At 66.6% G+C, this 18,226-nt stretch carries 18 protein-coding genes; 13 read left to right on the forward strand and 5 right to left on the reverse strand.

Going from position 1 to position 18,226, the window contains the following annotated elements; translation table 11 throughout:
* Positions 1-46: 46 nt before the first annotated feature.
* From CXX84_RS17550 to CXX84_RS17560, 3 genes are all read left to right on the forward strand, one after another.
* Positions 47-1,435, forward strand: coding sequence for a sigma 54-interacting transcriptional regulator (locus tag CXX84_RS17550; protein WP_102978015.1), 1,389 nt, complete (start codon positions 47-49; stop codon positions 1,433-1,435).
* A gap of 51 nt (positions 1,436-1,486) precedes the next feature.
* On the forward strand, positions 1,487-3,493 hold the full coding sequence (locus tag CXX84_RS17555) for a vWA domain-containing protein (protein ID WP_102978016.1): 2,007 nt from the start codon (positions 1,487-1,489) through the stop codon (positions 3,491-3,493).
* Between the two features lie 72 nt (positions 3,494-3,565).
* Positions 3,566-4,504, forward strand: a complete 939-nt coding sequence (locus tag CXX84_RS17560) for a 5'-3' exonuclease (protein WP_102978017.1) — start codon at positions 3,566-3,568, stop codon at positions 4,502-4,504.
* A 110-nt stretch (positions 4,505-4,614) separates the two neighbouring features.
* On the opposite strand, the gene CXX84_RS17565 is transcribed toward CXX84_RS17560, so the two are convergent.
* Positions 4,615-5,028, reverse strand: a complete 414-nt coding sequence (locus tag CXX84_RS17565) for a CBS domain-containing protein (RefSeq protein WP_102978018.1) — start codon at positions 5,026-5,028, stop codon at positions 4,615-4,617.
* 265 nt (positions 5,029-5,293) lie between these two features.
* Between CXX84_RS17565 and CXX84_RS17570 the strand changes: the two genes are divergently transcribed.
* The 3 genes from CXX84_RS17570 to hrpB all read left to right on the forward strand — a co-directional run bounded on the left by CXX84_RS17570 (position 5,294) and on the right by hrpB (position 8,997).
* Positions 5,294-5,647 carry a hypothetical protein gene (locus CXX84_RS17570; protein WP_102978019.1) on the forward strand — a complete coding sequence of 118 codons (354 nt, stop codon included), beginning with the start codon at positions 5,294-5,296 and terminating at the stop codon, positions 5,645-5,647.
* Positions 5,648-5,714: 67 nt separating this feature from the next.
* Positions 5,715-6,254, forward strand: a complete 540-nt coding sequence (locus CXX84_RS17575; protein WP_146031893.1) for a hypothetical protein — start codon at positions 5,715-5,717, stop codon at positions 6,252-6,254.
* A 61-nt stretch (positions 6,255-6,315) separates the two neighbouring features.
* Positions 6,316-8,997 (forward strand): ATP-dependent helicase HrpB, encoded by a 2,682-nt coding sequence (hrpB, locus tag CXX84_RS17580; protein WP_102978021.1) that lies wholly within the window; start codon positions 6,316-6,318, stop codon positions 8,995-8,997.
* A 330-nt stretch (positions 8,998-9,327) separates the two neighbouring features.
* Here hrpB and CXX84_RS17585 read toward each other — a convergent pair whose 3' ends face one another.
* The gene (locus CXX84_RS17585; protein WP_102978022.1) at positions 9,328-10,005 is read right to left on the reverse strand and encodes an alpha/beta family hydrolase; all 678 of its coding nucleotides are present in this window, start codon (positions 10,003-10,005) and stop codon (positions 9,328-9,330) included.
* 68 nt (positions 10,006-10,073) lie between these two features.
* Here CXX84_RS17585 and ligD point away from each other — a divergent pair, with 68 nt between their 5' ends.
* Entirely contained in the window at positions 10,074-11,096 is a 1,023-nt protein-coding gene (gene ligD / locus CXX84_RS17590; protein ID WP_102978077.1) for a non-homologous end-joining DNA ligase, read from the forward strand.
* A gap of 4 nt (positions 11,097-11,100) precedes the next feature.
* Here ligD and CXX84_RS17595 read toward each other — a convergent pair whose 3' ends face one another.
* Positions 11,101-11,721: an L-threonylcarbamoyladenylate synthase gene (locus tag CXX84_RS17595; RefSeq protein WP_102978023.1), complete on the reverse strand. Its 621-nt coding sequence runs from the start codon at positions 11,719-11,721 to the stop codon at positions 11,101-11,103.
* A gap of 133 nt (positions 11,722-11,854) precedes the next feature.
* Here CXX84_RS17595 and CXX84_RS17600 point away from each other — a divergent pair, with 133 nt between their 5' ends.
* The 6 genes from CXX84_RS17600 to CXX84_RS17625 all read left to right on the forward strand — a co-directional run bounded on the left by CXX84_RS17600 (position 11,855) and on the right by CXX84_RS17625 (position 15,803).
* Positions 11,855-12,295 (forward strand): VOC family protein, encoded by a 441-nt coding sequence (locus CXX84_RS17600; RefSeq protein WP_102978024.1) that lies wholly within the window; start codon positions 11,855-11,857, stop codon positions 12,293-12,295.
* A 60-nt stretch (positions 12,296-12,355) separates the two neighbouring features.
* A complete protein-coding gene (locus CXX84_RS17605; protein ID WP_102978025.1) occupies positions 12,356-13,042 on the forward strand; it encodes a hypothetical protein in 687 nt (228 codons plus the stop codon).
* Positions 13,043-13,063: 21 nt separating this feature from the next.
* Positions 13,064-13,570 carry an HAD domain-containing protein gene (locus tag CXX84_RS17610; RefSeq protein WP_102978026.1) on the forward strand — a complete coding sequence of 169 codons (507 nt, stop codon included), beginning with the start codon at positions 13,064-13,066 and terminating at the stop codon, positions 13,568-13,570.
* Positions 13,571-13,722: 152 nt separating this feature from the next.
* A complete protein-coding gene (locus CXX84_RS17615) occupies positions 13,723-14,982 on the forward strand; it encodes an inorganic phosphate transporter (protein ID WP_102978027.1) in 1,260 nt (419 codons plus the stop codon).
* Complete coding sequence (locus CXX84_RS17620; protein ID WP_102978028.1) at positions 14,979-15,200, forward strand: hypothetical protein; 222 nt, start codon at positions 14,979-14,981, stop codon at positions 15,198-15,200. The genes CXX84_RS17615 and CXX84_RS17620 overlap by 4 nt, the downstream gene beginning before the upstream one ends.
* Positions 15,201-15,245: 45 nt before the next feature.
* The gene (locus CXX84_RS17625; protein ID WP_102978029.1) at positions 15,246-15,803 is read left to right on the forward strand and encodes a dihydrofolate reductase family protein; all 558 of its coding nucleotides are present in this window, start codon (positions 15,246-15,248) and stop codon (positions 15,801-15,803) included.
* 94 nt (positions 15,804-15,897) lie between these two features.
* Here the strand turns inward: CXX84_RS17625 and CXX84_RS17630 are convergent, their stop codons facing one another.
* Both CXX84_RS17630 and CXX84_RS17635 read right to left on the reverse strand, forming a co-directional pair.
* Positions 15,898-17,469 (reverse strand): HNH endonuclease signature motif containing protein, encoded by a 1,572-nt coding sequence (locus CXX84_RS17630; RefSeq protein ID WP_102978030.1) that lies wholly within the window; start codon positions 17,467-17,469, stop codon positions 15,898-15,900.
* Positions 17,470-17,561: 92 nt separating this feature from the next.
* Positions 17,562-18,038: a hotdog fold thioesterase gene (locus CXX84_RS17635; protein WP_102978031.1), complete on the reverse strand. Its 477-nt coding sequence runs from the start codon at positions 18,036-18,038 to the stop codon at positions 17,562-17,564.
* Positions 18,039-18,226 lie beyond the last annotated feature (188 nt).

Raw genomic sequence — 18,226 nt, forward strand, 5'->3', positions numbered from 1 at the left:
AAAAAATTCCTCGATTCGGCAGCTGTTCCGGGGCTACGGTGTAGGGGTGACTGATCGTCCCGATATCTTCACTGTTGGTGAACTCCGTGCCTCCGGGCACGTCCTCAAGGACCTGCGCCAGGAAATCCGCGGGAACCTGCTCGCCGCGCTCGCCGCCGGCACGGATCCATGGCCTGGGATGTACGGTTTCAGCCGTACAGTGATTCCCCAGCTGGAGCGTGCCCTGATCGCCGGGCACGACGTCGTCCTGCTCGGTGAGCGGGGCCAGGGCAAGACCCGCCTCCTCCGGACCCTGGCCGGGCTCCTGGACGAATGGTCCCCGGTCATCGAGGGCTCTGAGCTGAATGAGCATCCGTTCGAACCCATCACTGAGCACTCACGCGCCCGTGTCCTGACGGAGGGGGACCGGTTGCGGGTGGCGTGGCGCCACCGCTCGGAGCGGTACGTGGAAAAACTCGCGACGCCGGACACCTCCGTCGCCGATCTCATTGGCGACGTCGATCCGATGCGCGTGGCCGAAGGGCGCCGCCTTGGCGACCCGGAAACGATCCACTATGGCCTGGTTCCGCGGTCCAACCGTGGCATCATCGCCATCAATGAGCTGCCGGACCTGGCGGAACGCATCCAGGTGTCCATGCTGAACGTGATGGAGGAGCGCGACATCCAGATCCGGGGCTACGTGCTGCGGCTGCCCCTGGACGTGCTGGTTGTAGCGTCAGCCAACCCGGAGGACTACACCAACCGCGGCCGGATCATCACGCCCCTGAAGGACCGCTTCGGCGCGGAGATCCGCACGCACTATCCCCTTGAGCTCGACGATGAGGTGGCGGTGATCCGGCAGGAGGGACAGCTGGTGGCCGATGTCCCGCCGGTCATCCTCGAAATCCTGGCCCGTTACACCCGTGCGCTCCGGCAGTCCCCGGCGATCAACCAGACGTCCGGGGTCTCGGCGCGGTTCGCCATCGCCGGCGCAGAGACGGTGGCCGCCGCGGCGCTCCGCCGGGCCAGCGTGCGCGGCGAGGAGGAGGCAGTGGCGCGGATCGTGGACCTGGACACCGCCGTGGAAGTCCTCACCGGCAAGATTGAATTCGAATCCGGCGAGGAAGGGCGTGAACAGGCTGTCCTGGACCACCTCCTGCGCACGGCCACTGCCGAAGCTGTGCGGGCCCACTACCAGGGCCTCGACCTGGGCCCGCTGGTCGCGGCCCTCGACGGCCACACCACGGTGACCACCGGAGAGCACGTCACGGCCCGGGAGTTCCTGGCCAACCTGCCGTCCCTCAACGGCTCCGGCCTCTACGACGAGATCGGCGGCCGCCTGGGGGCGCAGAATGAAGGCCAGCGGGCTGCCGCCATTGAACTTGCGCTGGAGGGCCTCTATCTCGCCCGGCGGATTTCCAAGGAGTCCGACGACGAAGAGACAGTTTACGGCTGAGGGCACACAGCGTGGAGCCACAGACGGCTCACCGGAGGGACAGGCGGCACCATGAACAGCCATAACCATTCCGCCAGGTACGGCCGGTACCGGGGCGGCCCGGACCCGCTCGCCCCGCCGGTCGACCTGGCGGAGGCGCTGGACGCCGTCGCCGAGGACGTCATGGCAGGGTACTCGCCCCGCCATGCGCTGCAGGAGTTCCTCCGCCGAGGCGGCCGGAGCCGGGAGGGCCTGGACGATCTTGCCCGCAGCGTCCAGCAGCGCCGGAACGACCTGCTGGGCCGGCACCGGCTCGACGGCACCCTCAGCGAAGTCAAGAAGCTCCTGGACACTGCGGTGCTGGAGGAGCGCAAACAGCTGGCCCGTGACGCCCTGATGAACAACACCGACCGGGCGTTCCGGGAGATGCAGCTGCAGAACCTGCCCCAGTCCACTGCCGCCGCGGTCAACGACCTTGCCTCCTACGACTGGCAGTCCGGTGTTGCCCGGGAAGCCTACGAGCGGATCAAGGACCTGCTGGGCCGCGAGGCCCTGGACCAGCGGTTCGCAGGCATGAAGCAGGCACTCGAGGGGGCCACGGAAGAGGACCGCGAAGCCGTCAGCGCGATGCTGCGCGACCTGAACGGGCTGCTGGACAAGCACCGCCGCGGTGAGGACACCGATGCCGGCTTCCAGGAGTTCATGGCCAGGCACGGCAGCTTCTTCCCTGAGAACCCGCAGTCCGTCGAGGAGCTGATTGACGCGCTTGCCAAGCGGGCAGCTGCCGCCCAGCGGCTCCTTCACTCCATGTCCGCCGAGCAGCGGCAAGAGCTGATGCGGCTGTCCGGCCAGGCGTTCGGATCGCCGGACCTGATGGCCCAGCTTGATCAGCTCGATGACAGCCTGCGGGCCCTGCGGCCCGGCCAGGACTGGACCGGCTCGGAACGGTTCGAGGGCCAGGAAGGCCTGGGCCTGGGCGACGGCACCGGTGTGCTCCAGGACATCGCCGAACTGGATGAGCTCGCCGAACAGCTGGCCCAGTCCTACAACGGATCAAACCTCGGCGACCTGGACCTGGATGCCCTGGCCCGCCAGCTGGGGCAGAACGCCGCCGTCACCGCACGCACCCTGGCTGAGATTGAACGGGCGATGCAGGACGGCGGATACCTAAGGAAAGGAACGGATGGAGATCTCCGGCTCTCACCGCAGGCGATGCGGAGGCTGGGGAAGTCCCTGCTGCGGGACACGGCGAAGCAGCTGTCAGGCCGGCAGGGGCGCCGCGATACCCGGGTGGCCGGTGCCGCCGGTGAACAGACGGGGTCAAGCCGGCAGTGGGAGTTTGGGGACGCGGAACCCTGGGACGTGACGCGCACGCTGACCAACGCGATCAGCCGCACCGCGGCCGGCGGCGGAAGCCCGGGCAACGGTTTGCGTCTCACGCCCGCCGACATCGAAGTAAGCGAGACAGAGGCCCGTACCCAGGCCGCCGTCGTCCTCCTCGTCGACGTGTCCTTCTCCATGGCGGCCGAAGGACGGTGGGTGCCGATGAAACGCACCGCCCTTGCCCTGCACCACCTCGTCTCCACCCGCTTCCGCGGCGACAGGCTTGAACTGATCACGTTCGGCCGGCACGCCCAGGCCATGGACATCGGCGAACTCACGGCCCTGCCGCCCCTGCGGGAGCAGGGAACAAACCTGCATCACGGGCTGCTGCTGGCCGGGCGTTTCTTCCGCAAGCACCCGTCCATGCAGCCGGTCCTCCTGGTGGTGACGGACGGGGAACCCACCGCCCACCTGCTGCCGGAAGGTGAGTCCTGGTTCTGCTGGCCTCCCGACCAGGAAACCATCCGGGTAACCGTCGCGGAGCTGGACCGGCTGGGCCGTTCCGGCACCCAGGCAACGTTCTTCAGGCTCGGCCGCGATCCCAGCCTCGAAAGGTTCGTCCAGCGCATGGTGCGGCGGGTCGGCGGACGGGTGATCGCTCCCGAAACGGGGGATCTTGGCGCTGCTGTGGTGGGGGAGTACCTGCGGGCGCACTTCCGGGGACGGGCCTTCGACGACGCCGACTGGGCCTCCTGACGGCACACCAGCCCCGCCTGGGTGCCGGCGGCGTTACAGCGAACCGGACCTGATCCATGTGAGGATCGAGGTATGCCTGACCGCCTCATGCTGCTGGACACTGCCTCGCTGTACTTCCGCGCCTTTTACGGACTGCCGGACACCATCCGGCGCGCTGACGGCACGCCGGTCAACGCTGTCCGGGGCCTGCTGGACATGATTGCGCGGCTTACCACGGACTACCAGGCGACACACCTGATCGCATGCTGGGATGATGACTGGCGGCCGCAGTGGCGGGTGGATCTGCTCCCCACCTACAAGGCCCACCGGGTGGCGGAAGCCGTCACCGGCGCACCGGACGTTGAGGTGGTTCCGGATGCGCTGGAGGCGCAGCTTCCCATGATCCGCCGGGTCCTTGGGCTTGCCGGCATCGCCATCGTGGGTGCCGCCGACCATGAGGCCGACGACGTTGTGGGCACCTATGCCAGCCAGGCCGGGCTTCCCGTGGACGTAGTGACCGGCGACCGTGACCTCTTCCAGGTCTGCGACGACGAACGCCAGGTCCGCGTGATCTACACCGCCCGCGGCATGAAGAACCTTGAGGTCATGACCGAAGAAGCGGTGGTGGCCAAGTACCGGGTGCTGCCCCAGCAGTACGCCGACTATGCGACACTGCGCGGGGATGCGTCGGATGGACTGCCCGGAGTTGCAGGAATCGGTGAAAAAACGGCGGCGTCCCTGCTGTTGAAATACGGAACCCTGAAGGGGCTGCTGGAGGCCGCCGGCCAGCCCGGGGGCGGAGTGTCCGCACCTGTTAAATCGAAGCTGGACGCTGCCGCCGGTTACCTCTCCGTTGCCCCGGCCGTCGTGAGGCTCGTGCGGAATTTGGAGCTTCCGACGCCCGAAGAGGCAGGCGCAGCCCTTGGTCCCGTGTCCGCCGATGAGCGTGCCGAGCTGGAACGGCTGGCCACTGAGTGGAACCTGGGCGGATCAGTGCGGCGGCTCCTGATGGCCCTCGACCTGCGGCAATAGAAAAGTGGAAACTTCCCTGTTCAGGGGCAGGCTGCCGCCATGCCTTGCGGCGGTGCGGCAGCCTGCCCTGCTCCATCCTTCAGCAGTCCGGGACGGGCACGTTTCCAGCGTCAGTATGAGATGAAGGCCACGAGCTCGCCCACCCGGTCCTCCGGGTAGTTACGGGCAATGTCCGCCTGGCTCACAACGCCCACCAGGTCATGGCCGTCGATGACCGGGAGCCTGCGGACCTGGTGGTCCTGCATGGTGCGGATCGCCTCTTCAATCGAGTCGTCAGCACCGATGGTCACGGGCTTTCCTTCACCGAACTCCCCGGCCGTAACGGTGCGGGGATCCCCGCCTTCCGCCAGGCATTTGACCACAATGTCCCGGTCCGTCAGCATTCCTTTCAGCCTGTTGTCCTCGCCGCAGATCGGAAGCGACCCAACGTCGAGCTCCTTCATTTTGCGGGCGGCTGCTTCCAGGGTTTCGTTCTCGCCGACGCATTCGGCGCCCCCGGTCATGATGTCCCGTGCCGTTGCCATGATCGTCTCCTTCTTCCGTGATGATCTGCCTGCCTGCTCGGCGGGCCCTTCGGGAGGTCGCAGAAGATGTGGCGGCTCCGAAGAGCTAACCGATGAACAAATGCTAAGCCTACTGATTATTCGTGTCCAGACCACGTTGCCGGCCACTGTTGTGCCGCACCGCCTGCCCGCCTTGCGCTTGCATCACCACGATCAGGTAGTAAGCTTGCTGAGCATTAGTAGTAAGCTTGCTGATTAATTGACGTGGCGGGAGCAGGTTGAACACATGAGTGCACTAGTAGGTGGCATCTGGTCCCTGGTGGCTGTTACCGGGGCAGGCCTGGCCGTCAGTGCCCCGTTCGGCGCGGCAGGCCACGGCGGACAGTACCTCGCCGGCCACGTGCTCCTGGGCCTCGGACTTGGCCAGCTGCTGGCTGCCGTTGTCCGGTGGGCCGCACGCCGGGGGCTGCGGAATGCAGGCGCCCGCGCCGCAGCCGCACCCCTTCCCGCTGTACCTCTTGTCGCAGTGCCGGAAGTGGACGCCGTTCCCGGCGTGGACCCTGGAACGCCCGCCCCGGTGACCGTTTTGTACCCCAGGCCCGCCGCCGTCGTACCGTTGCGGGGCAGGCATGCCGCCTGAGCTTCCGCAGGCGGCAGAAGCGCCGGAGGCTCCATCACGACGCCGGAGGCACAGGGTATTGGGCGCGGTGGCTGCTTTGCTGGCAACGGCTGCCATTGTTGCCGGCGCCGTGACCGTTTCTTCGGGTTTTACCGGTACGGACTCGGACCCGGCAACGCTTCGCGGTTTCCAGATCCGCGTGCTCAACGTCAGCCAGGCCGCCGCGGAGAACAGGTTGGACGGGGCCCTCGACGCCTTGGAGGCCCTGGCACGAGACCTCGACCTGGCGGCTGGTGAAGGGTTGATTTCGGCAGCCCGTTACCGGGGCATCAGTTCTGCGCTGGAAGCTGTGCGGTCCGATGTTGGCCGCGGCCTTACGGCCCAGGCAGCCGCGGCCGCTGACGAAAAAGCAGCAGTAAGTGTCATGGAAACTCCCGCCGTGAACGTCACGGCGCCTGAACCCGCCCCGGCGCCGCAGCAGGTCCAGCTCCAGCCACAGGTCCCCGCGGCCGCCGCTCCTGTCCCGGAAGCTCCTGTCCTGGAACCCGAATCCGCCCCGCAGGAAAAAGAACTTCCGGCCGCCGCCCAGGAAGCCAAAAGCAAGGGTAAAGGCCCGGGAAAGCCCTGAAGGTGGTGTCCAAACAGGCGCCAGGTCCAGCGGGGTATAGGGACAAGGGCAAAATGGATGAATGACTTCATCCGCCGGTCGGCAATGGCCACCCCGTCGCGAGGCCTTTGACCTCCAGGCCATCGGCGCCGGGCTGCCCTTTGCCGCCTCCCTCAAGGCCTTGGCCGATGCGCTGGGCGAAGGCAGGGCAGGGGGAACGGCAGTAGTCCAGGCACCTCCAGGAACCGGCAAGACCACGCTGGTTCCCCCGCTCCAGGCCATCCTCCAGGCCAACCTTTTGGCAAAGGCCGCCGGCGGCCCCGGCGAAGGCCGGCCCCGCAGGGTCATCGTCACGCAGCCGCGCCGTGTTGCTGCCCGTGCCGCTGCCCGCCGCGTTTCCGCCCTGGACGGCAGTGCGCTGGGCAGCCGTGTGGGGTACACCGTCCGGGGAGAACGCCAGACAGGCCGCGAAACACTCATTGAATTCGTCACGCCAGGGATCCTGCTCAGACGCCTCCTGGCCGATCCGGATCTCCCCGGGGCAGGGGCAGTGGTTCTGGATGAAGTCCACGAACGCGGCCTGGAAACGGACCTCCTTTTCGGGATGCTCGCCGAAGTCCGCCAACTGCGCGGTGACCTGACCGTCGTCGCAATGTCCGCCACGCTGGACGCACCCCGGTTCGCTGCACTGCTGGGAGACCGGGCCGGCGATGGGCCGGCTCCTGTGATCGACTGCCCCTCCGCGCTGCATCCGCTGGAGACTGAGTGGCGGCCTGCACCCGGCCCGCGGCTCGACGGCAGGGGAGTGACCCGCACCTTCCTGGAGTTTGTCACTGAAACCGCCGCGGACGCCCACCGCAGCGCCTTGGCAGCAGATGACCTGACCGATGCCCTGGTCTTCGTCCCTGGCGCGAGGGAAGTGTCCCAGGTGGCGGCAGGGCTTCGCAGCCGGCTGGGTCAGGGAGTCGACGTGCTGGAACTCCATGGCCAGGCGGGCCCGGCCGAGCAGGACCGGGCAGTATCCGGGCGCCGGCCGGGGGAAAACGCCCGGATCATCGTCTCCACAGATCTGGCCGAGTCCTCGCTGACAGTGCCCGGCGTGCGGCTGGTTATCGATTCAGGCCTCGCGCGTGAGCCCCGCCGTGACGCCGGGCGGGCGATGAATGGACTGGTCACCGTGTCGAGCTCCCGTGCTTCGGCGGAGCAGCGGGCCGGCCGCGCGGCGCGCCAGGGCCCAGGAAAGGTGGTCCGCTGCTACAGCCAGCAGGCCTTCGGGGCGGCGCCGGCGCACGCCACCCCGGAGATCAGTGTGGCGGACCTGACCGGCGCCGCCCTGCTGCTCTCATGCTGGGGGTCACCTCGCGGCATCGGACTCGCGTTGCCGGACGCGCCGCCGGAGCAGGCCATGGACGATGCCCTTGAAGTCCTGCGGGAGCTGGGCGCCGTGGCAGGTAATGGGCAGGCCACCCCTGCCGGCAGGACGCTGGCGGCTATCCCAGCCGATCCGAGGCTGGGGCGCGCCCTGCTCGATGGCGCAGCGGCGGCCGGCTTCCCGGCGGCCGCTGAGGTGGTGGCTGCTGTGGCCGGTGACGCCCGCGCGCCAGGTGCGGACCTGCCACGCCTCCTGTCCCGGCTCCGCAGCGATAACGGACCCGCCGGCAGGCGCTGGGCGGAAGAGAGCCGGCGCCTCGAGGCCATGGCACGGCACGCCGGACCGCTCGCAGATTCCCCCGCCCTTCCCGCACTCGCTGACGGCACCGCGGTGGCGGGCGCCGTCGTCGCCCTTGCCTTCCCGGACCGGGTGGCACGAAGGGTGCCCGGCGACGGACCGGAGCAGTACCTGCTGACCTCCGGAACCAGGGCGGGACTGCCGGCCGGAAGCAGCCTGGCCGGACATGGATGGCTGGCGGTGGCGGAGGTGTCCCGGGCCGAAGGCAGGGACTCGGCAGGTACCGGCGCCGTGATCCGGGCTGCTGCGCCGCTCTCCGCCGACCTCGCAGCTGCCGCCGCTTCCCACCTCCTGGTTGAGGGTGTTGAAGCGGCCTTCGCGCAGGGCCGCGTCACAGCCCGCAAGGTCCGGCGGCTCGGAGCGATCGTGCTCGCGTCCACTCCCGTCCGCCCCACCCCGGCAGAGGGCCGCACAGCGGTGGCAGCAGCGCTGCAGAAGGAAGGACTCGCCGTTCTCAAATGGTCGACGGCGGCAGACGCCCTGCGCAGGCGGCTCGCCTTCCTGCGCCGCGAGCTGGGGGAGCCGTGGCCGGATGTGTCGGAGGCCGGACTCCTTGCACGGCTGCAGGACTGGCTGGGACCCGAGCTTGAGGTGATTGCGGCGGGCAAGGATGCTACTGCTGTGGATCTTGCCGGGCCCCTGCGGCGGCTGCTTCCCTGGCCGCAGGCGGCGGTGATGGATGGGCTGGCACCTGAATGGCTGGACGTACCGAGCGGTTCCAGGGTGCGGATCGACTATCCTGACAGCGCCGATGAGGAGGCGCGGCCGGTAGCGGCGGTCAAACTCCAGGAGTGCTTCGGGCTGGCGGAGACACCCCGCCTGGTTGACGGACGGGTGCCCGTACTGTTCCACCTGTTGTCTCCGGCCAGGCGCCCGCTGGCGGTCACCGACGATCTCACGTCCTTCTGGTCCGGCCCCTACGCCCGGGTCCGCGCCGAAATGCGCGGCCGCTATCCGAGGCACCCGTGGCCGGAAGATCCCTGGTCTGCGCAGGCCACCGCACGGACCAAGCAGCGGAATCAGCAGTCCCGGTAACCGCCGCCCCGCCCTTCGGGGCACCTCCGTGAGATCTTCGATACAAACCTGTTACTTCCTGTCGACGCCCTGAAACACGCGCCCCCTAGGCTCGTTCCCACATGGACAAAGTGGTCCGGACAACGAACATGGAAGGACGTACAGATGTTTCTCCTCAACAGCCTTAACCTCTTGCTTGACGGCCGCCGGAGCGATGACAGCCGGCCCCACGGCGGGCGCAGCGGACAGACGGAATTTCCCGAGGGGCAGCTTACCTCCGCGGCATGGGAAGGGTGGTGGCACGAGGAAGCAGCCTGAACGGCCGCCGCTTCTTCCGGCTGGAAGCGGGTTTCAGCCGCAGGTCCGGATGAAGGCGGCCACCGGTTCCGCCAGGGATGCGCCCACCTCTGCGGCGGAACGCTTCACGCCGGCCACCGCAAAGGAATGGTCGCCGCCCTCCACCCACTGCAGGGTGGCTGAAGGCCCAATCCTGGCGACCACGTCTTCCAGGAGCGCGGGTGTGGCGAACGTGTCCCGGCTGCCCTGCAGGAACAGCATGGGCACCCTGATTCCGTAGAGATGCCCGTCCCGCACTTTGTCGGGCTTTCCCGGCGGATGCAGGGGGTATCCCAGGTACACCAGGCCGTCGGCTGCCATCCCCTCTGCCAAGGCCATCGAAGCCATACGTCCGCCGAAAGACTTGCCTGCCGCCCACAGGAGGCCGGGGTCACCATGCTCCGCCGCACGCTCTGCCGCTGCCGCCGTCGCTGCCCGCCACGCGGCGACCGCGGCCGGCGGCCGGTCCGGAAATTTCCGCCCGGCCTCCCGGTAGGGGAAGTTGAAACGCAGGGTGGCAAAGCCCAGGGAATTCAGCCCTTCAGTGAACCCGCGCAGGAAAGGATGTTCCATGCCTGCACCGGCACCATGGGCAAGCACCACCGTGCCGGATGGTCTGGCGGGCCGGGCGTAGGCAGCGGAAACGGCGCCGTCACCCACCGTGATATCGAAGTCTGTTTCTGAAGCGGACATTCCTCCATCATGCCGGAGCTCCCGCTCAAATCGGCCGACCCTTCCATGCGGGGGTGTACGTTGTCCCCATGGCGAGCGAACAGACCACCATTACCGTCCAAGGCCCCCACGGCGAGCGCGAGATGCGCATCTCCAGCCCCAGCAGGGTGCTCTGGCCCGACCTGGGACTTACCAAACTCGACCTCGCACGTTACTTCGCCGATGTCGGTGCGGCGTTCATCACTGCCAACGGAGACAGGCCGGTGGCGCTGCAGCGGTACAAGGACAACGTTGACGGGGAGATGTTCTTTTCGAAGAATCCGCCCAAGGGCACCCCGGAGTTCATCCGGACCATGAAGGTGGTTTTCCCGAGTGCGCGTTCCCACCCCATGCTGGTCTTGGACGAGCCGGCCGCGGCGATCTGGGCTGTCCAGATGAACACGGTCGTTTTCCACCCGTGGCCTTCCCGGACAGCGAACACGGACAACCCGGACCAGTTGCGCATTGACCTGGATCCGCAGCCAGGCACGGATTTCTACGACGCTGTCCCGGCCGCGCTGGTGCTCAAGGAGGTCCTGGCGGAGGCCGGGCTCAGCTGCTTCATCAAGACCTCCGGCAACAGGGGACTGCATGTGTACGCGCCTATTGAGCCCACCCGTGAGTTCCTTGATGTGCGGCACGCCGTTATTGCTGCTGCCAGGGAAGTGGAGCGCAGGATGCCGGAGAAAGTCACCACTGCCTGGTGGAAGGAAGAGCGGGGCAAGAAGATTTTCCTGGACTTCAACCAGGCCAACCGCGACCGCACCATCGCAGGGGCCTACAGTCCTCGGGCGCTGCCGCACGCTTCCGTGTCATGCCCCATCACCTGGGATGAGCTGGAGACCGCCGATCCGAAAAACTTCACCATCCTGACCGTGCCGGACCGGCTGAAGACCGTGGGCGACCCCTGGGCGGACATGCACAGCAACCCGGGGACCGTTGACATCCTGCTTGAGTGGTGGGACCGGGACCTCAAGGACGGCCTCCAGGAGATGCCCTTCCCACCGGACTACCCCAAGATGCCGGGGGAGCCGCCGCGGGTGCAGCCCAGCAGGGCGCGGAAGCAGGACTAGCGGCCTACTCGAAGCGGGAAGGGTCACCCGTCCCGCGCCGGACTACGTCTGCGCTCCCGCTGGAGAAATCGACCACGGTGGTGGGTTCCGAACCGCAGTCACCGGCGTCGATCACGGCGTCCACCTGGTGCTCCAGGCGCTCCTTGATCTCCCACCCCTGGGTCAGCGGGTCCTCCTCGTCAGGCAGCAGCAGGGTGCTGGAAAGGAGTGGCTCTCCCAGTTCCGCCAGCAGTGCCTGCACCACGCGGTTGTCCGGGATCCGCACCCCCACCGTTTTCTTTTTTGGATGCAGCAGGCGCTTCGGCACCTCTTTTGTTGCCGGAAGGATGAAGGTGTAGCCACCCGGCGTGACGGCTTTGATGCTGCGGAAAACGTCGTTCCCGATATTTACGAACTGGCCCAACTGCGCGAAATCCCGGCAGACCAGCGTGAAGTGGTGCTTGTCGTCCAGTCGGCGGATGCTCCTGATCCGGTCCAGGGCGTCCCGGTTGCCTACCTGCGCGCCCAGGGCATAGCAGGAATCGGTGGGATAGGCGATCAGCCCGCCGTCGAGCACTATTTTGACCGCCTGGGTGATGGCGCGCGGCTGGGGGTCCTGGGGGTGAACGTCAAAGTATCTGGCCATGACCCTGAGCCTACGGCCCCGCCGGATGCTTGTGCACCACCCCCCTTCCCGTGCCCCTACCACCAGCCCTTCCTTTGAGGCAGGATGTTGTCTGGTTCCATCATGTTTCGTCCCCACTCCAAGGAGATCCACCATGCCGACCACCCTCAACCCCTACCTCGGCTTCCGCGACAACGCCCGCGAGGCGATGAACTTTTACCAGGACGTCTTCGGGGGTGAGCTCACCCTGAGTACTTTTGGCGAGTTCCAGGCCAGCGACGATCCTGCTGAGGCGGAAAAGATCATGCACGGCATGCTGACCACCACCCAGGGGATGGTCCTGATGGGTGCCGACACGCCCAACAGCATGGGGTTCACCCCGGGGTCGTCCATCTCCATCTCTCTCAGCGGCGACGACGAGTCGGAACTCCGCGGCTACTACGAGAAGCTCAGCGGCGAGGGCGGGACGGTGACAGTTCCCATGGAGCAGGCGCCCTGGGGTGACGTTTTCGGTATGTGCACCGATCGCTTCGGGGTCGCGTGGCTGGTCAACGTCAACAACCCGCTGGACGCAACGGGAGCTCCCCAGGGCTGATTCCGTTTCCTGTGACTGCGCCTCCTTGAGGAGGGTGAGGGGCGGTGCGAGGATTGACGCGTGGAGTCCCTCTTCGAGTTCCTTGACGACAAATGGTGGTTGGTCTTCCCGGCGGTTGCCTTTGCCGGGCACTGGGCCAACTCGTTGCGCAAAGCCGGTGAGCGGCGGCACCAGCGGCGGGTGGAGCTGTACAAGCTCAGGAACCAGTCCCGGGAGTCTGAGCGCGCCTCCGCCGCGGAGGTCGAAGCCCTCATGGCCACCCACGACGACGTCAACAGGCGCTGGCTGGACTACGAACTCGATGTGGGCAAGCTCATCGACTTTCCCCTGATGACCGATGTCCGCGAACCACTCACCGTGGCCTTCCTCCGCGCAAAAAGAAAAGCGGACGGCCAGCGCCCGGCCACCGTCACGGACATGACCTCACCGTCGAGGCTGGAGGCATACCGGGAGGCAGTCAACAGTTTCGCGGTGGCGTTGGAGGTGGCCGAACGGGAAGCCCGCCGGATCAAGGACAGCAAATTCACCGGCCCGGAACGTGAACGGCTGGCCACTGCCCGGCAACTGCTGAGGATCGCCGAAAACCACGCCGCCACGCCGGCCGAGCGGCAGGCAGCCTACAAGCGGGCACGCCGCGAACTTGATGGCTTGATCGTCCTGCCCGATGCCACGGTTGCCGCCCTGGAGGAGCGGGTGGCGCCGGGCCTTGGCACGGGCCGGCAACCGTTGGATTTCCGGCGGGGCTAGTCCTTCGACGCTGCTCCCGCCATGACCCGCACGCTGTATATCGACGTCGACGGCGTTATTTGTCCTTTCGGGCCGGAAGGAACCAGCGGCTGGGGCTCCGGCTGGCAGTATTCTGATGCGGGGCTCCTGCCGGTTGCCTACGCGCGGGAACTGGTGGCCGGGTTGAACGGCATAGCCGCCCTGGCAGGGGTGAGATGTGTCTGGCTCACCAGCTGGGAAGAACTGGCGCCACAGTACTTGTGCCCCGCCATCAACCTGGACGGGCAGCGCTGGCCCTTCCTGACAGCGGCCCGCTCAGGCGCGGGAGCCGGGTGGTGGAAGCTTCGTGCCATCCAGGAGGACGTGGAAACCACCAGCCCGGACGCCGTCGTCCGGGTTGATGACCAGCTGGCGTTCGAAGCGGACGCCCAGGCCTGGGTCACGTTCCTGGGCCGCCGGCTCCTGGCACTGTCTCCTGATCCGAGGCGGGGAATCTCCCCGGCGGAACTCGGGCAGATGCGGTCTTTTTTGGAGCAGCCGTTGTTTTGACCTGCTGCCCGGGACGCGTACGATCGATAAGGTTTCATGCCGGTTGTGTTAACGCCACAGGTCATTCCAAGCGAACAGCTGGTGAATTATGCTGTGCAAGACAGCCGGGGGAAAGAAACTGCTGAACGTCGACTCTGCAGATTGGGCAACAGGTGGATATCACCTTCATGGTGGCGCTGGTCATCGCACTGGCACTCTTTTTCGACTTCACGAACGGCTTCCATGACACCGCGAATGCCATGGCCACGCCCATCGCAACCGGCGCCATCAAGCCGAAGACAGCGGTGACCCTGGCGGCCATCCTGAACCTCGTGGGTGCATTCCTTTCCACAGAGGTGGCCAAGACGGTTTCCGGCGGCATCATCCGGGAAGGCTCGGATGGAGTCCAGATCACGCCGGACATCATCTTCGCCGGCCTGATGGGAGCCATCCTGTGGAACATGATCACGTGGCTCAAGGGTTTGCCGTCCAGTTCCTCGCACGCCCTGTTCGGCGGACTGATCGGTGCCGCAATCGCCGGCATAGGCTTCAATTCGATCAACCTTGAAGGCCTCATGCAGAAGGTCATCCTCCCGGCGATCTTCGCCCCCCTGATCGCAGGCATCGTGGCCTACGTCTGCACGCGCCTCGCATACGCCCTCACGTCCCGGCACGATCCGGAGACCGGCAGCAAGCTCACCCAGAAGCGCGGCGGTTTCCGCACCGGCCAGATCTTCACGTCCAGCCTGGTGGCGCTGGCCCACGGCACCAACGATGCCCAGAAGACCATGGGCATCATCACGCTGGTCCTGATTGCTGCCGGTACCCAGCAGCCGGGCTCCGGCCCCCAGTTCTGGGTTATCGCAGCCTGTGCCTTCGCTATTGCCATCGGCACCTACGCCGGGGGCTGGCGCATCATCCGCACCATGGGTGCCGGCCTAACCGAGGTGAAGCCCGCCCAGGGCTTCGCAGCGGAAACCAGCACCGCCTCGGCAATCCTTGCCTCCTCGCACCTCGGCTTTGCGCTGTCCACCACCCAGGTGGCCTCCGGCTCCGTGATCGGGTCCGGCATGGGCCGCAAGGGGACCAGCGTCAGATGGAGCATGGTGGGCAAGATCGCCCTCGGCTGGCTCTTCACCCTTCCTGCCGCGGGCATTGTCGGAGCACTGACGGCCCTGCTGGTAAAAACTGGCGTGATCGGCGTCCTGATTGCGGCCGTTGCCGGTACCGCTGCCGTCCTCTTCATGTTCTTCTACTCACGTAAATCCGCCGTCGGCCACCACAACGCCATCGAGGTGGAGGAAGCCGGCCAGGCCGTCCGCTTCGCCAAGAAGAAGGCCATGGCCCGTGCCCGCGCACATGCCAAAGCCAAGGCAGACGCCAAAGCAAAAAATGACGCCGACGCCAACACACCGAAAGAGACTCAGCGATGAAGTGGTTGGAACTCCTGACCGTAGCCGGCGCCACCCTGGCCGCCGCAGTAACAGTGGTGGTTCTCTACTCGCTCGGCGTCAGGCTCACTGCCATCGCGGGCGATGCCCAGCAGGCGTCGCCCGGCCTCAAGCGGTCCCTCGCCTACATCTGCTTTGGCCTCTGCAGCCTGGCAGTCCTCTTCGGGCTTTACCTGATCATCCCCTACTTCTCCAGCTGACCCTGGGCTCTGGCAGGCGCCGGTGCCGTTGGCTAGGCTTGGCCCATGCCACGCATCCAGTACTACGTCGCCGCGTCCCTGGACGGCTTTATTGCCACCCTTACTGATGACCTGGGCTGGCTCCTGCAGTTCGACGGTTTCGAGGGCGGCAAGGAAAGCTATGAGTCGTTCATGGCAGACGTTGGATGCATCATCATGGGCGGCGAAACCTATGCGTGGCTGATGGAACACGAGCCCGACAACTGGCCTTACCCCGGGATACCCTCCTACGTTTTCACGCGGCATGAGTATGCTGCTCCGCCAGGCGCTGACATCACGTTCGTCCGCGGGGACGTCCTCGAGTTCGTCGCGGACTTCGAACGTGCCGCAGCCGGCAAAAATATGTGGGTGGTGGGCGGCGGAAACCTCGCGGCCCAGTTCGCCACAGCCGGCCTGCTGGACGACCTCATCCTGTCCGTGATCCCCGTGCTGCTGGGAAACGGCAAGCGCCTGCTTCCGGTTGAAGGCCCGACGGCGCTTGAGCTGGTCAACTCCCGCACCATGGGCAGGGGAATCGTTGAGTTGCGGTACCTTCTGGGCGGACGCGCGGGCAATGGTTTGTAGCTGAACAAAGACGCAGCCAAAGATTAAGGTGGTGGCCGATGATCTTGTCCCCGTCAACTGCCGGCCTCGAAACTCTTCCAGCTTCTGTCCCCGTTCAGGCGGGTGGGGCGTGCAGGAACCGCGCAATGCCCTTTTCTCCCGGGGACAATCCGAAATATGCGAAGTCTGCAAACCCAACGGTTGATCTGTTGAGGCGCTTCAGTTCCGGCGTCAGTTCGTCGGGCCAGTGGGGTGGTTCCCAGTCCTGGTGTTCACTTTTGTAATGACGGCCTGTGGGAGAGGTCCAGCCAGGCGATCGGTCCTTGGTGGCTGGGGTTGGTTTCCAGCCGGTGGTGTGGCGGAGGTTGTGGTGTTTGGGGCAGGGCTGTCCGAGGTTGCTGATTCCGGTGGTCCCGCCTTTGTGCCAGGCGAGGAGGTGGTCCGCTTCGTTGTCGAGGGAGTGGTTGCTGCAGCCGGGGAAGGGGCATTTACCGTCCCGCATACGCAGCCAGTTCCGCATGGCCTTGGTGACCCGGTAGCTGGTCCGGCCGATTTCCAGCGGCGCCCCGTCCCGCGGGTCGACCAGGACCCGGTGGAACGACTCCGCTCCGTCCGTAATGAGTTTGCGGGCCATTGACGGCGGGATCGGGCCGAACCCGTCCAGCATGGCCGGCTCATCGGTCAGGCCCAGCAGCGAGAACACCGGCACGGTGACGAGGACCTGCGCCCGGATCGTCGATGACGGGGTGGGATCCGTTCCTGCGCCCGCCGTATCGTCGTTGCCCGCCCCGCCGCCGTTGCCGGTATTTAGACCTTCGCCGTTCCCGGCACCGTTCCCAGCGCTGTGGCCTGCACGGTCACTGGAGCTGTCCCTACTGATGCCGCTGGTGAGGATCGCTGCGGCGAAGTGGTCGGCCCGAATTTGGGTGAGGGTGCGGGACTCGTCGGGTCCTTGTGCGGCCCGGGCGAGGGCGTTGATCCGGTTCCAGCCCGCCAGTGCCTGGTCAGCGGGGAGGTAGGCAGAGAGCCAGGCCATGCCGTCCTGGTCCGGCCTGGACTCCACCCGCCGGTCCGCCACACCCTTGGCGTGGCGTTTCTCAATGGACTCGGCGTGGTGTCGTTCGCGCCAGGTGCGGGCTTTGTGCTTGAACCTGTGTGCGGGCATTTCCCCGATCAGCGCGGCGGTGGATGGCCTGGGCGTGTCCGGGTCGAGGAAGTGGGCCTCCAGGGCCGCAGCCCCGGCCGGGTCGAGCGTGGCTGCCTCGTCCACCATCGCCAGAGCGTGATGCCAGGAGATTGTCCCGGCCTGCAGGGCCGAGAGAGTCAGCGGCAATGTCTTGTCCAGGGCCTGCGACGCGGCCAGGAACGCGCTTGCGGCCCGTGGCCCGATGGCCAGCACACACCCGACCTCCGCGGCGACAGCCATCTCCTGCGCCTGCACCGGCATGTCCGGCGCCAGGGCGTGGGCGGTGTCCGCGTACTTCACGGCAGCACGGGCCTTTAGGCCTGCGAACCCGGCTTCCGCCTCCTTGGCGCCGGCGAGAATGTCCAGGGTCCCATCGGCCAGTGCAGCCAAAGGATCAGCAGCGGAAAACGGCTCCGAACCGCACCCGTCCACCTCCGCGTTGAGCACAGCAAGGGCGGCCCTGATGTCCTCGTATGCCTTCGCTACCGCTTCCTGCCCCATAAACCCATCATGGCGGCAGGGTCTGACATTATCTCGGACAGGAACACGGACAGGAACGCGGCTGGGTTTTAGGGGGTCTATGACCTGCCCGCTTACCCCTGCCGCGGGGGTGTGTTGTCCCTGAGCATGTTGGTGATGCGCGCCGTGGAAAGCCGCCGGCCCTGTTCATCCGTCATCACGATCTCATGTGTGGCCAAGGTGCGGCCCAGGTGGATCGCGGTGCAGGTCCCGGTGACTGTGCCGGTGGCGATCGAGCGGTGATGCGTGGCGTTGACCTCGATGCCCACCGCGTGGCGGTCCGGCCCGGCGTGCATAGCGGCGGCGAACGACCCCAGCGTCTCGGCCAGCACCACGTGAGCGCCGCCGTGCAGGATGCCCGCTACCTGCGTATTGCCGTCCACCGGCATGGTGGCAACGCTTCGTTCGGGGCTCATTTCCAGGAACCGGATCCCCATTTTCACCACCAGGGCGCCGATCCCGAACCGGCCGAGCCAGGCGTGAAGATGCTCCGGGATCCCGGCGGCGGAAAGCTCCCCGGCGAAAGGGCCGGGCGTGAAATTGTCCATCATGGCAACTAGGCTGGCACCTGTGAGTGAAACAACCAAACCGGCCCCTTTCCCGTCCCAAACCCTGCAGGAGGAGAACGCCGCGCAGGGATCCGCAACCCTTGAGGACGCCGCCGCTGGGGAAGGTGCAGGTCAGGACAAGGTTTCGGTTCAGGCCAGCAAATCGGTTTCAGCAACCGTTGCCCCCGTGG

The organism is Arthrobacter sp. AFG7.2 (genome assembly GCF_002892835.1).
Taxonomy (GTDB): domain Bacteria; phylum Actinomycetota; class Actinomycetes; order Actinomycetales; family Micrococcaceae; genus Arthrobacter.

What these genes read in the sequence shown, in the direction of transcription:
- CXX84_RS17560 (WP_102978017.1), top strand. Translation starts at nt 3,566, where the DNA reads ATGCCTGACCGCCTCATGCTGCTGGACACTGCCTCGCTGTACTTCCGC.
- CXX84_RS17555 (WP_102978016.1), top strand. Translation starts at nt 1,487, where the DNA reads ATGAACAGCCATAACCATTCCGCCAGGTACGGCCGGTACCGGGGCGGC.
- CXX84_RS17635 (WP_102978031.1), bottom strand. Translation starts at nt 18,038, where the DNA reads ATGATGGACAATTTCACGCCCGGCCCTTTCGCCGGGGAGCTTTCCGCC.
- CXX84_RS17570 (WP_102978019.1), top strand. Translation starts at nt 5,294, where the DNA reads ATGAGTGCACTAGTAGGTGGCATCTGGTCCCTGGTGGCTGTTACCGGG.
- CXX84_RS17595 (WP_102978023.1), bottom strand. Translation starts at nt 11,721, where the DNA reads ATGGCCAGATACTTTGACGTTCACCCCCAGGACCCCCAGCCGCGCGCC.
- hrpB (WP_102978021.1), top strand. Translation starts at nt 6,316, where the DNA reads ATGACTTCATCCGCCGGTCGGCAATGGCCACCCCGTCGCGAGGCCTTT.
- ligD (WP_102978077.1), top strand. Translation starts at nt 10,074, where the DNA reads ATGGCGAGCGAACAGACCACCATTACCGTCCAAGGCCCCCACGGCGAG.
- CXX84_RS17610 (WP_102978026.1), top strand. Translation starts at nt 13,064, where the DNA reads ATGACCCGCACGCTGTATATCGACGTCGACGGCGTTATTTGTCCTTTC.
- CXX84_RS17625 (WP_102978029.1), top strand. Translation starts at nt 15,246, where the DNA reads ATGCCACGCATCCAGTACTACGTCGCCGCGTCCCTGGACGGCTTTATT.
- CXX84_RS17630 (WP_102978030.1), bottom strand. Translation starts at nt 17,469, where the DNA reads ATGGGGCAGGAAGCGGTAGCGAAGGCATACGAGGACATCAGGGCCGCC.
- CXX84_RS17585 (WP_102978022.1), bottom strand. Translation starts at nt 10,005, where the DNA reads ATGTCCGCTTCAGAAACAGACTTCGATATCACGGTGGGTGACGGCGCC.
- CXX84_RS17565 (WP_102978018.1), bottom strand. Translation starts at nt 5,028, where the DNA reads ATGGCAACGGCACGGGACATCATGACCGGGGGCGCCGAATGCGTCGGC.
- CXX84_RS17600 (WP_102978024.1), top strand. Translation starts at nt 11,855, where the DNA reads ATGCCGACCACCCTCAACCCCTACCTCGGCTTCCGCGACAACGCCCGC.
- CXX84_RS17620 (WP_102978028.1), top strand. Translation starts at nt 14,979, where the DNA reads ATGAAGTGGTTGGAACTCCTGACCGTAGCCGGCGCCACCCTGGCCGCC.